The organism is Streptomyces solicamelliae (genome assembly GCF_045348655.1).
In the GTDB taxonomy this organism is placed as follows: domain Bacteria; phylum Actinomycetota; class Actinomycetes; order Streptomycetales; family Streptomycetaceae; genus Streptomyces; species Streptomyces solicamelliae.
The window spans coordinates 5,425,893-5,439,962 of the sequence record NZ_CP160404.1; the positions used below are offsets into that span (position 1 = coordinate 5,425,893).

11 protein-coding genes and 1 riboswitch are annotated in these 14,070 nt (G+C 72.1%); of the genes, 7 read left to right on the forward strand and 4 right to left on the reverse strand.

The features are described 5' to 3' along the window. Positions 1-136 precede the first annotated feature (136 nt). Positions 137-640: a DUF485 domain-containing protein gene (locus tag ABZO31_RS25225; RefSeq protein WP_406863553.1), complete on the forward strand. Its 504-nt coding sequence runs from the start codon at positions 137-139 to the stop codon at positions 638-640. Continuing rightward, positions 637-2,235 (forward strand): cation acetate symporter, encoded by a 1,599-nt coding sequence (locus ABZO31_RS25230; RefSeq protein ID WP_406863554.1) that lies wholly within the window; start codon positions 637-639, stop codon positions 2,233-2,235. The genes ABZO31_RS25225 and ABZO31_RS25230 overlap by 4 nt, the downstream gene beginning before the upstream one ends. Before the next feature lie 21 nt (positions 2,236-2,256). On the opposite strand, the gene ABZO31_RS25235 is transcribed toward ABZO31_RS25230, so the two are convergent. Together ABZO31_RS25235 and ABZO31_RS25240 are read right to left on the reverse strand one after the other, a co-directional pair. After that, positions 2,257-2,937: a DUF7342 family protein gene (locus tag ABZO31_RS25235; RefSeq protein ID WP_406863555.1), complete on the reverse strand. Its 681-nt coding sequence runs from the start codon at positions 2,935-2,937 to the stop codon at positions 2,257-2,259. Then, the gene (locus tag ABZO31_RS25240) at positions 2,934-4,610 is read right to left on the reverse strand and encodes an ATP-binding protein (RefSeq protein WP_406863556.1); all 1,677 of its coding nucleotides are present in this window, start codon (positions 4,608-4,610) and stop codon (positions 2,934-2,936) included. The genes ABZO31_RS25235 and ABZO31_RS25240 overlap by 4 nt, the downstream gene beginning before the upstream one ends. 283 nt (positions 4,611-4,893) lie before the next feature. On the opposite strand from ABZO31_RS25240, the gene ABZO31_RS25245 reads away from it, so the two are divergent. Beyond that, positions 4,894-5,967, forward strand: a complete 1,074-nt coding sequence (locus tag ABZO31_RS25245) for a CobW family GTP-binding protein (protein WP_406863557.1) — start codon at positions 4,894-4,896, stop codon at positions 5,965-5,967. Here ABZO31_RS25245 and ABZO31_RS25250 read toward each other — a convergent pair. Next, positions 5,964-8,420: a DNA gyrase/topoisomerase IV subunit A gene (locus ABZO31_RS25250; RefSeq protein WP_406863558.1), complete on the reverse strand. Its 2,457-nt coding sequence runs from the start codon at positions 8,418-8,420 to the stop codon at positions 5,964-5,966. The genes ABZO31_RS25245 and ABZO31_RS25250 overlap by 4 nt on opposite strands. 189 nt (positions 8,421-8,609) lie before the next feature. On the opposite strand from ABZO31_RS25250, the gene ABZO31_RS25255 reads away from it, so the two are divergent. The 4 genes from ABZO31_RS25255 (at position 8,610) to ABZO31_RS25270 (ending at position 13,425) form a co-directional block, all read left to right on the forward strand. Next, the gene (locus tag ABZO31_RS25255) at positions 8,610-9,974 is read left to right on the forward strand and encodes a M16 family metallopeptidase (RefSeq protein ID WP_406863559.1); all 1,365 of its coding nucleotides are present in this window, start codon (positions 8,610-8,612) and stop codon (positions 9,972-9,974) included. Continuing rightward, on the forward strand, positions 9,971-11,368 hold the full coding sequence (locus ABZO31_RS25260; RefSeq protein WP_406863560.1) for a M16 family metallopeptidase: 1,398 nt from the start codon (positions 9,971-9,973) through the stop codon (positions 11,366-11,368). Before ABZO31_RS25255 ends, ABZO31_RS25260 begins: the two co-directional genes overlap by 4 nt. A 201-nt stretch (positions 11,369-11,569) precedes the next feature. Further along, positions 11,570-11,734, forward strand: a riboswitch (cyclic di-AMP (ydaO/yuaA leader). A 12-nt stretch (positions 11,735-11,746) separates the two neighbouring features. Then, entirely contained in the window at positions 11,747-12,517 is a 771-nt protein-coding gene (locus tag ABZO31_RS25265; RefSeq protein ID WP_406863561.1) for a M23 family metallopeptidase, read from the forward strand. 200 nt (positions 12,518-12,717) lie between these two features. Continuing rightward, positions 12,718-13,425, forward strand: coding sequence for a GntR family transcriptional regulator (locus tag ABZO31_RS25270; RefSeq protein WP_406863562.1), 708 nt, complete (start codon positions 12,718-12,720; stop codon positions 13,423-13,425). Positions 13,426-13,650: 225 nt separating this feature from the next. Here the strand turns inward: ABZO31_RS25270 and ABZO31_RS25275 are convergent, their stop codons facing one another. After that, positions 13,651-13,932: an HPr family phosphocarrier protein gene (locus ABZO31_RS25275; protein ID WP_406863563.1), complete on the reverse strand. Its 282-nt coding sequence runs from the start codon at positions 13,930-13,932 to the stop codon at positions 13,651-13,653. Between the last annotated feature and the right edge of the window lie 138 nt (positions 13,933-14,070).

Genomic DNA, 14,070 nt, shown 5'->3' on the forward strand with positions numbered 1-14,070 from the left:
TACGGACTTGTCAGGCCACCCGGTGATTCCGTCACCTGATGGGGTGAAGCGAAGGGGGAGAAGAGTCCGGGATCTTCCTGCTCTGTCCATCCTTGGGCACGCGGCCGAAACGGTTCGCTGACAAGGGGGTTCGCCGGTGGAGAAGCAGGAAGGGCCGAGCAGCCCGGAGGGGCGCATCGACGACCCCTGGTACGACGCACTCGCGTCCGGCTGGGGCGAGCCGGGCGCCTCGGCTGCCCAGGACCCGGCCGTCACGGCCGCCGGCGCGACCGCCGGGCAGCCCGGGCAGGTCCCGCGGCAGCCGAAGGTCCTCACCGCCGCCGACGTCTACCTGGAGGTGCAGCGCAGCCCCGCCTTCCGGGAGGTCCGCGCCCGCTACCGGAGGTTCGTCTTCCCGGCGACCGGGGCGTTCCTGGTCTGGTACCTCGCGTACGTCGTCGTGGCCACCGTCGCACCGGAGTTCATGGGCCGGCCGGTCGCCGGAGCGGTCAACGTGGCGATGCTCGCCGGGCTCGCCCAGTTCCTCAGCACCTTCCTGCTGACCTGGGCGTACGCCCGGCACGCCCGGCTGCGAAGGGACCCGGCCGCCCTCGAACTGCGCTGGGACACACAGGAGATGACCCGAGGGGCGGCCCGTTGAGCGGCGAACACCAGACCCTCGCGCTCATCCTGTTCAGCGCCTTCGTCGCCGTCACCCTCGCGATCACCACCTGGGTGAGCCGCAACCGGCGCGGCTCGGCCGAGGAGTTCTACGCCGGTGGCCGGCTGTTCTCGCCGATGGAGAACGGATTCGCCATCGCCGGGGACTACATGTCCGCCGCGTCCTTCCTCGGCATCTCCGGGCTGATCGCCCTCTTCGGCTACGACGGCATGCTCTACTCGGTCGGCTTCCTCGTCGCCTGGCTCGTGGTGCTGCTCCTCGTCGCCGAACTCGTCCGCAACTGCGGCCGGTTCACCCTCGCCGACGTCGTCGCCGCCCGCATGGCCGAACGGCCCGTGCGCATCGCCGCCGGCACCTCGTCCGTCACCGTCTCCGTGCTCTACCTGGTGGCGCAGATGGTCGGCGCGGGCAGCCTCGTCGCGCTGCTGCTCGGCGGGACGGGCGCCGCCGCCCGCTCCTGGGCCGTGATCGGCGTCGGCGCGCTGATGGTCATCTACGTGTCGCTCGGCGGGATGCGCGCCACGACCTGGATCCAGATCGTCAAGGCCGTGCTGCTCATGGCCGGTTCGGTGACGCTGACCGTGCTCGTCCTGGTCCGCTTCCACGGCGACTTCGGCCTGATGCTCACCACCGCCGCCGAACGCAGCGGTCACGGCGCGGACTTCCTCGCCCCCGGACTGCGCTACGGCGGGAACTGGACCGCGCGGCTGGACTTCATCAGCCTCGGCCTGGCCCTCGTGCTCGGCACCGCCGGACTGCCGCACATCCTGTCCCGTTTCTACACCGTGCCCACCGCGGCGGCCGCCCGCCGCTCGGTCGTCTGGTCGATCGGTCTCATCGGCGGCTTCTACCTGATGACGATCGTCCTCGGGTTCGGCGCCGCCGCGATCATCGGTCCGCAGGCCGTCCGCGCCTCCAACGCCGCCGGCAACACCGCCGTGCCGCTACTCGCCCTCGACCTGGGCGGCGGTGCGGGCTCCACGGGCGGGACGGTGCTGTTCGCGGTCGTCGCCGCCATTGCCTTCGCCACGATCCTCGCGGTCGTCGCCGGCATCACCCTCGCCTCGTCCGCGTCCGTCGCCCACGACCTGTACGCCTCGCTGCGCAGCCGCCGCGCGGGGGCGAAGCCGTACAGCGAGGTTGCCGTCGCCCGGGCCGCCGCGGTCGGGATCGGCGTGGCGGCGATCGGGCTCGGGCTGCTCGCCCGCGACCTGAACGTGGCGTTCCTGGTCGGCGTCGCCTTTGCGGTGGCCGCCTCGGCAAACCTGCCGGTGCTGCTGTACTCGCTGTTCTGGCGGAACTTCACCACGCGCGGCGCGGTCTGGTCGGTCTACGGCGGACTCGTCCCGGCGGTCCTGCTGGTGCTGCTCTCGCCGGTCGTCTCCGGCAGTCCCGACGCCCTGTTCCCCGGCGTCGACTTCCACGTGTTCCCGCTGCAGAACCCCGGCCTCGTCTCCATCCCGCTGGGCTTCCTGGCCGGCTGGATCGGCACCGTCACCTCGCCCGAGGCACCGGACCCGGCCAAGCACGCGGAGACGGAGGTCAGGGCGCTCACCGGGGCGGGCGCGGTGTGACGGAGCGCGGGCGTCCGCCGTTCAGCGCGAGGAGGCCCAGACGTACCGGTGTTCCGGCCGGCCCGTCTCCCCGTACTTGAGGGACAGTCGCACCCGGCCGGAGCGCTCCAGGAGCTTGAGGTAGCGCTGGGCGGTCTGCCGGCTCACCCCCGCCCGGTCGGCGATGTCCTGCGTGGACAGCGGCCCGTCGGCGGACAGCAGCACCTGCCGGACCAGTTCGGCGGTGGTGGGGGAGTGGCCCTTGGGCAGCTCGGGGGCGGTCGAACCGGCCGACAGCGCCCCGAAGATCCGGTCGACCTCGGCCTGCTCCGCCTCGCCGCCGCCGTCCAGCGTGCGGCGCAGGCCCGCGTACGCCTCCAGCTTGGCCCGGAGCCCGGCGAAGGCGAACGGCTTCACCAGGTACTGCAGCGCGCCGTGGCGCATCGCCGCCTGGACGGTGGCGACGTCACGGGCGGCCGTCACCATGATCACGTCGGTCTGCCGGCCGTGCCGCCGCAGTTCGCGGACCACGGCGAGACCGTTTCCGTCCGGAAGGTAGTGGTCGAGCAGGACCAGGTCGACGTGGGTGTCGTCGAGGCGGGCCAGGGCCTCGGCGGCCGAGTGGGCGGTGCCGGCGACATGGAAGCCGGGAACCTTGCCGACATACGCCGCGTTGATCTGCGCGACGCGCACATCGTCGTCCACGACCAGGACCTCGATCACCGCGACTCCTCGGTGGCGCGGGGGACCGGTACCGGGGCGTCCGCGGGCGCGTCGGTCAGGGCCTCCGGCAGGACGACGGTGAACTCGGCGCCGCCGTCCGCCGCCGCGCCGACCCGTGCGCCGCCGCCCTGCCGCTCGGCGAGCCGGCGCACCAGCGGCAGCCCCAGGCCGCGCTTGCCGTGCGACGGCAGCTCCTTCGTCGTCCAGCCCTCCGTGAAGATCAGCTCCCGGCGCTCGCCCGGGACGCCGGGACCGCTGTCGGTCACGACCAGCACCGCCGTACGCCCCTCGGCGTGCAGGGCCACCTCGATCCACGCGTCCGGGGTGCCGGCGGCCGCGTCCAGGGCGTTGTCGACGAGATTGCCGACCACGGTGACCAGCTCGCGCGGGTCGACGACACGGTCCGGCAGCAGGCTGTCCGGGGCCATCCGCAGCGAGACGCCCCGCTCGGCGGCCACCGTCGCCTTTCCGACGAGCAGTGCGGCGACCAGCGGGTCGTGGACCTTCTCGGTGACCTGCTCGGCGGTGGCCCGGTGCACGCCGACGACCTCGGTCACGAACTCGACCGCCTCGTCGTGCATCTCCAGCTCCAGCAGCCCGAGGAGCGTGTGCATCCGGTTGGCGTGCTCGTGGTCCTGGGCGCGCAGGGCGTCGATCAGGCCGCGGGTCGAGTCCAGCTCGCGGCCGAGCTGTTCCAGTTCGGTGCGGTCGCGCAGGGTGGCGACGGCGCCGCCGTCGTCGGTCGGCATCCGGTTGGCGACGAGCACGCGGTGCCCGCGTACCGTCACCAGGTCCTCGCCGCTGACCCGGCCGGCCAGCACGTCCGTGGTCCGGCCCTCGCCGAGCACGTCCTCCAACGGCCGCCCGGCCGCCTCGGGGCCGACGCCGAGGAGCCGTTGCGCCTCGTCGTTGATCAGCCGGACGCGGCCGCTCTTGTCCAGCGCGACGACGCCCTCGCGGATGCCGTGCAGCATCGCCTCGCGCTCGGTGAGCAGCGCGGCGATGTCGGAGAACGCCAGGTCACGGGTCTGCCGCTGGAGACGGCGGGAGATCAGGTACGCGGCGAGCGCGCCGGCGGCCAGCGCGCCGCCGGCGTAGGCGAGCAGGCCGGGGATCGCGGCGAGCAGCCGGTCGCGCACGCTGTCGTACTCGATGCCGACGGAGACCGCGCCGACGATGCGGCCGCCGGCGTCGTGCAGCGGAGCCTTGCCGCGGGCGGAGCGGCCCAGGGTGCCGCTGTCGATCTCCATGACCTCGCTGCCCGCGAGGGCGGCGCTGGGGTCGGTGGACACGCGCCGGCCGATCTGCGCGGGGTCGGTGTGCGACCAGCGGATGCCGCGGGTGTCCATCACGACGACGTACTCGGCCCCGGTGGCCCGCCGGATCCGCTCGGCCTCGGTCTGCACGGGCCCGTCCGCGCGGGGCGGCGTACGGACGAGGTCGGCGGCGAGGCGCGGGGTGCCGGTCGTCTCGGCGATGGCCAGCGCCCGGCGCATGGCCTGGTCGTCGAGCTGCGCGGAGAGCGGCGCCAGGAACAGTCCGGTGGCCAGCACGGTCACACCGCCGGCAACGGCCAGTTGCATCAGCAGGACCTGCGAAAACATCCGCCGCGGCCAGCCGAGACGCCGGCGCCGGACGGGGCGCGGCGGGGAGGCGGCGGAGGACGAGGTCATGAGGGGAACGGTAAGGGCCCGGGGACGGGGACCGGAAATCTCTGCCGACGGGGGCGGGCCGCGCGCTCGGCGGGGAGGGGCTGCCTGCCGCGACGCTCGTCCCGCGGCGACGGGCGCCGTGCCTTCCGCGCGGGCGGGCACACGGCCCCGTCCCGACCGCGTCACCTCCCCGCGTCTGCGACGCCTTCCCGCCTCCTCGCCCGTCGCGAACTATCCTGGTGGGCCGTCCTCGGGGGCAGGTCCCGGTGGCGTGGACAGCAGTGGACAGCGAAAGGCATCGCTCTTGGGCACGCAGCAGATTCCCGTCGTCGTACTCGCGGGATTCCTCGGCTCCGGCAAGACCACCCTGCTCAACCATCTGCTGCGCAGCGCCCGCGGAACGCGGATCGGGGTCATGGTCAACGACTTCGGCGACATCGGGATCGACGCGATGACCGTGGCCGGTCAGGTCGGGTCGACCGTCTCGCTCGGCAACGGGTGTCTCTGCTGCGCCGTCGACGCGAGCGAGCTGGACGAGTACCTGGAGGTGCTGACCCGGCCCGAGCTCGGGCTCGACGTGATCGTGATCGAGGCCAGCGGGCTCGCCGAGCCGCAGGAGCTGGTGCGGATGGTGTTGGCCAGCGAGAACCAGCGGATCGTCTACGGCGGACTCGTGCAGGTCGTGGACGCGGCCGAGTTCCACGCCACCCGCGAGCGGCACCCGGAGACCGACCGGCATCTCGCCCTCGCCGACCTCGTCGTCGTCAACAAGGCCGACCGCGTGGCCGGGCAGGACCTCGTCGCCGTCCGGGACACCGTCGCGCGGCTCGCCGAGCGGGCGGCCGTCGTCACCGCCGCCCACGGACGCGTCGACCCGGAGCTGCTCTTCGACCGTGTCGTCCCCGACGGCGAGATCGAGGGGCAGATGTCCATCGAGGACATCCTGTACGGCGACGAGGACCTCCATGCGCACCCGCACGCCGTCTACGAGACGATCTCCCACGCCTCCGCCGTCCCGCTGCACCCGCGCAGGCTGATGGCCTTCCTGGACTCCCGCCCCGAGGGTCTCTACCGCATCAAGGGCTTCGTCGACTTCGGCGCCGCCGACCCGGCCAACCGCTACGCGGTCCACGCCGTCGGCCGCTTCCTCCGTTTCTACCCGGAGCCCTGGCCGGCCGGCGAGGAGCGTCTCACGCAGCTCGTCCTCATCGGCGCGGCCGTCGACGTCCCCGCACTGCGCAAGAACCTGGCCGCCTGCGAGCAGGACGGCCCGCAGGACACCCCGGACGAACAGTCCATGTGGGGCGTCCTGCGCTACGTCCAGAACTCGGAGGGCGAACCCTCCGAGCCCTCAGAACCCTCCGAGCCGGCCGGCTAGCTCGCCGGGCCCGCCAGGACCGACACCGGCTTGGCCAGCGGCGTGCCCGAGCCGTCGCGACGGGGGTCGACGTCCGGCAGCTCGGCGGGCGTGCCGTTCTGCTGGGCCGCCAGGGCCGGGGTCGCGCCCGCCCAGGCCAGGATCAGGACGTCCTCGCCCTTCAGGAAGCGCTGGCAGCGGACGCCGCCCGTCGCGCGGCCCTTGCGCGGGTACTGGTCGAAGGGGGTCAGCTTGGCCGACGTGCCGGCCGTGGCGTCCAGGCTGCCCGTGGCACCGGCGACCGTGAAGACCACCGCGTCCACCGCCGGGTCCACCGCGGTGAACGACAGGACCTCCGCGCCCGCGCTCAGCTTGATGCCCGCCATGCCGCCCGCCGGGCGGCCCTGCGGCCGCACCTGCGCGGCCTGGAAGCGCAGCAGCTGTGCGTCGGAGGTGATGAAGACCAGGTCCTCCTCGCCGGTGCGCAGTTCGGTCGCGCCGACGATCCGGTCACCGTCCTTGAGGGTGATGACCTCCAGCTCGTCCTTGTTCGCCGGATAGTCCGGCACCACACGCTTGACCACGCCCTGCAGCGTGCCGAGCGCCAGACCCGGCGACGACTCGTCCAGCGTCGTCAGACAGACCACCGTCTCGTCCGGCTCCAGGGACAGGAACTCGGAGATCGGCGCACCGCCCGCCAGGTTCGGCGCGCTCGCCGTGTCCGGCAGCTGCGGCAGGTCGATCACCGACAGCCGCAGCAGCCGCCCGTCCGAGGTCACCGCGCCCACGTCGCCGCGCTGCGTCGCCGCCACGGCCGAGACGATCACGTCGTGCTTGGCCCGCTTGCCGTCCTCCACGGCCGGCAGCTCCGCCGTCGCCGTACGGGCCAGCAGACCCGTGGACGACAGCAGGACCCGGCACGGGTCGTCCGCGACCTGCAGCGACACCGCCGCGGTCGGCGCGCCCGCCGACTCCAGCAGGACCGTGCGCCGCTCCGTGCCGAACTTCTTCGCCACCGCGGCCAGTTCCGCCGAGACCAGCTTGCGCAGCTCCGCGTCCGAGTCGAGGATCTTCGTCAGCTCGTCGATCTCCTCGGTGAGCCGGTCCCGCTCGGACTCCAGTTCCAGGCGGTCGAACTTGGTGAGCCGGCGCAGCGGGGTGTCCAGGATGTACTGCGTCTGGATCTCGCTCAGCGAGAAGCGCTCCATCAGGCGCTCCTTCGCCTGCGCCGAGTTCTCGCTCTCGCGGATCAGCCGGATGACCTCGTCGATGTCGAGCAGGGCCACCAGCAGACCCTCGACCAGGTGCAGCCGGTCCCGCTTCTTGCCGCGGCGGAACTCCGAGCGCCGCCGGACCACGTCGAAGCGGTGGTCCAGATAGACCTCCAGCAGCTCCTTCAGGCCCAGCGTCAGCGGCTGGCCGTCGACCAGCGCCACGTTGTTGATGCCGAAGGACTCCTCCATCGGCGTCAGCTTGTACAGCTGCTCCAGGACCGCCTCCGGCACGAAGCCGTTCTTGACCTCGATGACCAGCCGCAGGCCGTGAGCCCGGTCGGTGAGGTCCTTGACGTCGGCGATGCCCTGGAGCTTCTTCGAGCCGACCAGGTCCTTGATCTTGGAGATGACCTTCTCGGGGCCGACCGTGAACGGCAGCTCCGTGACCACGATGCCCTTGCGGCGCGCCGTCACGTTCTCGATCGAGGTCGTCGCGCGGATCTTGAAGGTGCCGCGGCCCGACTCGTACGCGTCCTTGATGCCGTTCAGACCGACGATCCGGCCGCCGGTCGGCAGGTCGGGGCCGGGCACGAAGCGCATCAGCGCCTCGAGGTCCGCGTGCGGGTACCGGATCAGGTGCCGGGCGGCCGCGATCACCTCGCCCAGGTTGTGCGGCGGCATGTTCGTCGCCATGCCGACCGCGATCCCGGACGCGCCGTTGACCAGCAGGTTCGGGTAGGCGGCGGGCAGCGCGACCGGCTCCTGCTCCTGGCCGTCGTAGTTGGGGGTGAAGTCGACCGTGTCCTCGTCGATCGAGTCCGTCATCAGCAGCGCCGCGGCCGCCATCTTCGACTCGGTGTACCGCATCGCGGCCGGCGGGTCGTCGTTGCCGAGCGAGCCGAAGTTGCCGTGGCCGTCGACCAGCGGGACGCGCATGGAGAAGGGCTGCGCCATGCGCACCAGCGCGTCGTAGATCGACGCGTCGCCGTGCGGGTGCAGCTTGCCCATGACCTCGCCGACGACACGGGCGCACTTCACATAGCCGCGGTCGGGCCGCAGGCCCATCTCGGACATCTGGTAGACGATGCGTCGCTGGACCGGCTTCATGCCGTCGCGGGCGTCGGGCAGAGCGCGCGAGTAGATCACCGAGTACGCGTACTCGAGGAAGGAGCCCTGCATCTCGTCGACGACGTCGATGTCGAGGATCCTCTCCTCGAACGCGTCGTCCGGCGGCGGTGTCTTCGTGCTGCGGCGGGCCATCGCGGCTGCGGCTCCTTCACCAACAAGGTTGATCTGACGCGGACCATTGTGGACCGTCGCACCGACAACGCCGACCGCGACCCGGAAGAGGGACAGTTCGATGCGGCGGGAACTTCGCGAGGTGTCGGTGCGCTTGCATACAGTGGCAGGACTCTTCCACATCTCCACCTCGCGATCGAAGGGACGTACATGCCCATGGGTCACACGGCCACAGCCCAGGCCGGCTCCGGCGGCCTGACAGCGACCGAGCACCGGCTGGCCAACGGCCTGCGCGTGGTGCTCTCCGAGGACCACCTGACCCCGGTCGCCGCGGTCTGCCTCTGGTACGACGTCGGCTCGCGCCACGAGGTCCCGGGCCGCACCGGCCTCGCGCACCTCTTCGAGCACCTGATGTTCCAGGGCTCGCAGCAGGTCAAGGGCAACGGGCACTTCGAGCTGGTGCAGGGCGCCGGCGGCTCGCTGAACGGCACGACGAGCTTCGAGCGCACCAACTACTTCGAGACCATGCCCACCCATCAGCTGGAGCTGGCGCTCTGGCTGGAGGCGGACCGCATGGGCTCGCTGCTCGCCGCCCTGGACGACGAGTCCATGGAGAACCAGCGCGACGTGGTGAAGAACGAGCGCCGCCAGCGTTACGACAACGTGCCGTACGGCACCGCCTTCGAGAAGCTCACCGCGCTCGCCTACCCCGAGGGCCACCCGTACCACCACACCCCGATCGGCTCCATGGCCGACCTGGACGCCGCCACCCTCGAGGACGCCCGGAACTTCTTCCGTACGTACTACGCGCCCAACAACGCGGTGCTCTCGGTCGTCGGCGACATCGACCCCGAGCAGACCCTCGCCTGGATCGAGAAGTACTTCGGCTCCATCGCGTCCCACGACGGCAAGCAGCCGCCGCGCGACGGCACGCTGCCGGAGACCATCGGCGAGCAGCTGCGCGAGGTCGTCGAGGAGGAGGTCCCGGCCCGCGCGCTGATGGCCGCCTACCGCCTGCCGCACGACGGCACCCGCGAGTGCGACGCGGCCGACCTGGCCCTGACCGTCCTCGGCGGCGGCGAGTCCTCCCGGCTGCACAACCGGCTGGTCCGCCGCGACCGCACCGCCGTCGCCGCCGGCTTCGGCCTGCTGCGGCTGGCCGGCGCGCCGTCCCTCGGCTGGCTGGACGTGAAGACCTCCGGCGGCGTCGAGGTGCCGCAGATCGAGGCGGCCGTCGACGAGGAGCTCGCGCGGTTCGCCGCCGAGGGCCCGACGGCCGAGGAGATGGAGCGCGCCCAGGCGCAGTTGGAGCGCGAGTGGCTGGACCGGCTCGGCACGGTCGCCGGCCGTGCTGACGAACTGTGCCGGTTCGCGGTGCTGTTCGGCGACCCGCAGCTGGCGCTGACGGCCGTGCAGCGGGTGCTGGACGTCACCGCCGAGGAGGTGCAGGCCGTCGCCAAGGCCCGGCTGCGCCCCGACAACCGGGCGGTGCTGGTGTACGAGCCGATCACCGCCGACCCGGCCGCGGAGGCCGCCGAGAGCGACAGCGACGAGGAAGAGGGAGCCGGCCAGTGAGCGACGCCGCCGCGTCTTTGACGACGATGGAGTTCCACCCGCAGCCGCAGCCGGGCGACGCCCGCCCCTGGGCCTTCCCGGCGCCCGAGCGCGGCTCGCTCGACAACGGGCTGACGGTCCTGCGCTGTCACCGCCCCGGCCAGCAGGTGGTGGCCGTCGAGATCGTCCTCGACGCCCCGCTGGACGCCGAGCCGGCCGGTTTGGACGGCGTGGCCACGATCATGGCGCGGGCACTGTCCGAGGGCACCGACAAGCACTCCGCCGAGGAGTTCGCCGCCGAACTCGAGCGCTGCGGCGCCACCCTGGACGCACACGCCGACCACCCGGGCGTGCGGGTCTCCCTGGAGGTCCCGGTCTCCCGGCTGCCGAAGGCGCTCGGTCTGCTCGCCGAGGCCCTGCGCGCGCCCGCGTTCGTCGACACCGAGATCGAGCGCCTGGTGCGCAACCGGCTCGACGAGATCCCGCACGAGCAGGCCAACCCGGGCCGCCGCGCGGCCAAGCAGCTCTCCAAGGAGCTGTTCCCGGCCGGTACGCGCATGTCGCGGCCCCGCCAGGGCACCGAGGAGACGGTGGCCGCCATCGACGCCGCGGCCGTCCGCGCCTTCTACGAGGCGCACGTCCGGCCCGCCAACGCCACCGCGGTGGTCGTCGGCGACCTCACCGGCGTCGACCTGGACGCTCTGCTCGCCGACACCCTCGGCGACTGGAGCGGCGACACCGCGGAGCCGCACCCGGTCGCGCCGATCACTGCCGACGACACCGGCCGCGTGATCATCGTCGACCGCCCCGGCGCCGTCCAGACGCAGCTGCTGATCGGCCGCGTCGGCCCGGACCGGCACGACAGGGTGTGGCCGGCCCAGGTGCTCGGCACGTACTGCCTCGGCGGCACCCTCACCTCCCGGCTCGACCGCGTGCTGCGCGAGGAGAAGGGCTACACGTACGGCGTGCGCGCCTTCGCGCAGGTGCTCCGCTCGGACGACCACGGAAACGGCGCGTCGATGCTCGCCATCAACGGATCCGTCGACACCCCCAACACCGGCCCGGCACTTGACGACCTGTGGAAAGTGCTGCGCACCCTCGCCGCCGGAGGGCTGACGGACGCCGAGCGCGACGTGGCGGTGCAGAACCTGGTGGGCGTGGCGCCGCTCAAGTACGAGACCGCCGCCTCGGTCGCCGGCACTCTCGCCGACCAGGTCGAGCAGCGTCTTCCGGACGATTTCCAGGCGCAGTTGTACGCCCGGCTCGTCGAGACGGGCACGGTCGAGGCGACCGCCGCGGTCGTCAACGCCTTCCCGGTGGACCGGTTGGTGACGGTCCTGGTCGGCGACGCGGCCGAGATCGAGGAGCCGGTGCGCGCCCTCGGCATCGGCGAAGTCACCGTCGTGACCGGCTGATCGCCCCGGCCGCAGGCCGCTGAGAGGACCCCGATGCCCCGGTGCGTCGGGGTCCTCCTGTTTGTCCGGTTCAAAGAGGAAAGCATGCGTATGCCCTGTGGGATGCGCTACAAACTTCCGTGTCTGTTTGGCGATTGAAAGACCGGCCGCTTAGCGTCGACCCGGCTGTTCGTCGGTTGTACGCGCCGCATTCGCGGCAACGGACAGTCATCGCCGAGTCCCCGAAGGCGCGAGCCTGGGGAGCCGGGGACCCACCGCAGTCCCTGGGGTGAATCGGACGCCTTCGCCTTCGGGTGGAGGGGCCCGTAGGAGACCTTCCTGCTCCGAACCCGTCAGCTAACCCGGTAGGCGAGAAGGAAGGAAAGGATCAGCCACTTCATGGCGTTCACCCGTGCCACCGGGAAGCATCGTGGTCCGAGCCGACTGGCGCGCCGCAGCGCGGGCGTCGCCGGCGTCGCCGCCCTCGCCACCACCGGCGTGATCGGCACCATCGCCTCCCCGGCGTTCGCCGCCGACACGGAAGCCGCCGCCCTCGAGGACACCGGCCTGACCCAGGCGATCAGTGTGGACTCGCTCGCGGACCGCATCAATGCCCAGGCCGCCGCCCAGGAGCGGGAGGCCTTCGAGGCCGCCGCCAAGGCGAAGGCCGAGGCCGAGGCGAAGCGCAAGGCCGAGGCCCGGGCCAAGAAGATCCGAGAGGAGCGCGAGCGCGCCGCCCGCGAGGCCGAGCGCAAGCGCCTGCACTCCTTCCGGCTGCCCATCGCCGGCACGTACGTCACCACCGGCTACAAGACCGGCGGCTCCCTCTGGTCCTCCGGCAGCCACTCCGGCATCGACTTCAAGGCTCCCTACGGCAGCACCGTCGTCTCCGTCGGCGCCGGCACGGTCGTCGAGGCCGGCTGGGGCGGCGCGTACGGCAACAACGTCGTGATCAAGATGCTCGACGGCACGTACACCCAGTACGGCCACCTCGCCTCGGTCACCGTCTCGGTCGGCCAGTCCGTCATGCCCGGCCAGCAGATAGGCGTCTCCGGCTCGACCGGCAACTCCACCGGACCGCACCTCCACTTCGAGGCGCGCTCCGGCGCCGACTACGGCTCGGACATCAACCCGCTCGCGTATCTGCGCGCCCGCGGCGTGAACGTCTGACGGCACGGCAGGCAGCGCCACCTTCATCGCATCGGAAAAGCCCCGGCTCGTACGGAGTCGGGGCTTTTCCGCGTCCAAAAGACATCCATGATTCACGACCGGCCGTCGGAATTACCGCTTCTCTGCAATAGAGTCACGGAAGAGTCGGCGAACAGGGGACCGTCGGCGGGTTTCACGCGGATTAAGGCGGAGGTCGGGACATGCGCATTCCCGCGCATTCGGTATGCACGGCGATCCGGGACGACATCGTCTCCGGTGTCTTCGAGCGGGGCAGCCGGCTGACCGAGGAGCAGCTGGCTCGCCGGTACGGGGTCTCCCGCGTCCCGGTCCGCGAGGCGCTGCGCACCCTGGAGTCCGAGGGCTTCGTGGTCAGCCGCAGGCACGCCGGCGCGCATGTCGCCGAGCCGACCGAGCAGGAGGCCGCCGACCTGCTCGACGTCCGGTCCCTGCTCGAACCCCTCGCCGCGGGCCGGGCCGCCCAGCGTCGCACCGAGGCGCACCTCAAAGTGCTGCGCGGCCTGGTGCGACTGGGGCAGGAGCGGGCCCGGCGCGGTCAGGGGGAGGACCTGCGCTCGCTCGGCGGCTGGTTCCACGAGACCCTCGCGCAGGCCTCCGGCAGTCCGGCTCTCACCTCGCTGCTGACCCAGTTGCGGCACAAGATCGCCTGGATGTACGCGGTCGAGACCTCGGCCCGCCCCGTGGACACCTGGGCCGAGCACGGCGCGATCGTGGACGCCGTGGCCCGCGGCGACGCCGAGCGGGCGCGTGCGCTCACCGCACTGCACGCCGAACGCACCCTTCCGCTGCACCGGCTGCGGCACCCGGAACGGGACCGCGAGCGGGACCGCGCGAGGGGTCGTGTGAGTACTTCGCAACATCCCGTAAACACTGCGGGATCACTGCATTAACAGACGCGCCGTATACAAAGAAGAGCAATTCGCGGGACGGGAGAATTCTCCTGCGCCCCCAATTCGGCCTGCCCGGAATTCAGGGCGGCGGATTCGGGATGCGGCCGGCCGGTGTCGACGATTCCCCTGGATTGTCCTTGGTGAACGTGAGAGCCGCCCCGCCGGAATTCCGGCACGGGACGGCTCTTCGTTTCGGGCGCAGGGCTCCCGGATCCCGACGGGGGATCAGACGGTCTCGGGCAGCTCGTCCAGACCCTCGGCCACCAGCTTCGCCAGACGGTCCAGGGCGGCCTCGGCGCCCTCCGCGTCCGACGAGAGCACGATCTCCTCGCCGCCCTGCGCACCCAGACCGAGGACCGCGAGCATCGAGGCGGCGTTGACCGGGTTGCCGTCGGCCTTGGCGATCGTCACCGGGATGCCGGAGGCCGTGGTGGCACGGACGAAGATGGAGGCGGGGCGGGCGTGCAGGCCCTCGGCCCAGCCGACGTTGACGCGGCGCTCTGCCATGGTGTTGCCCTTCGAGTCTCAGGGAGTTGTCTAGACCAGTCTCGCACAGCTTGCCGGGTGGCTCGTACCGCCCGCCGCCCCGGTGTGGGCCCCCGGGTCCCCCTCACCCTGCACGGCACCGACCGGGTGCGCGACCGG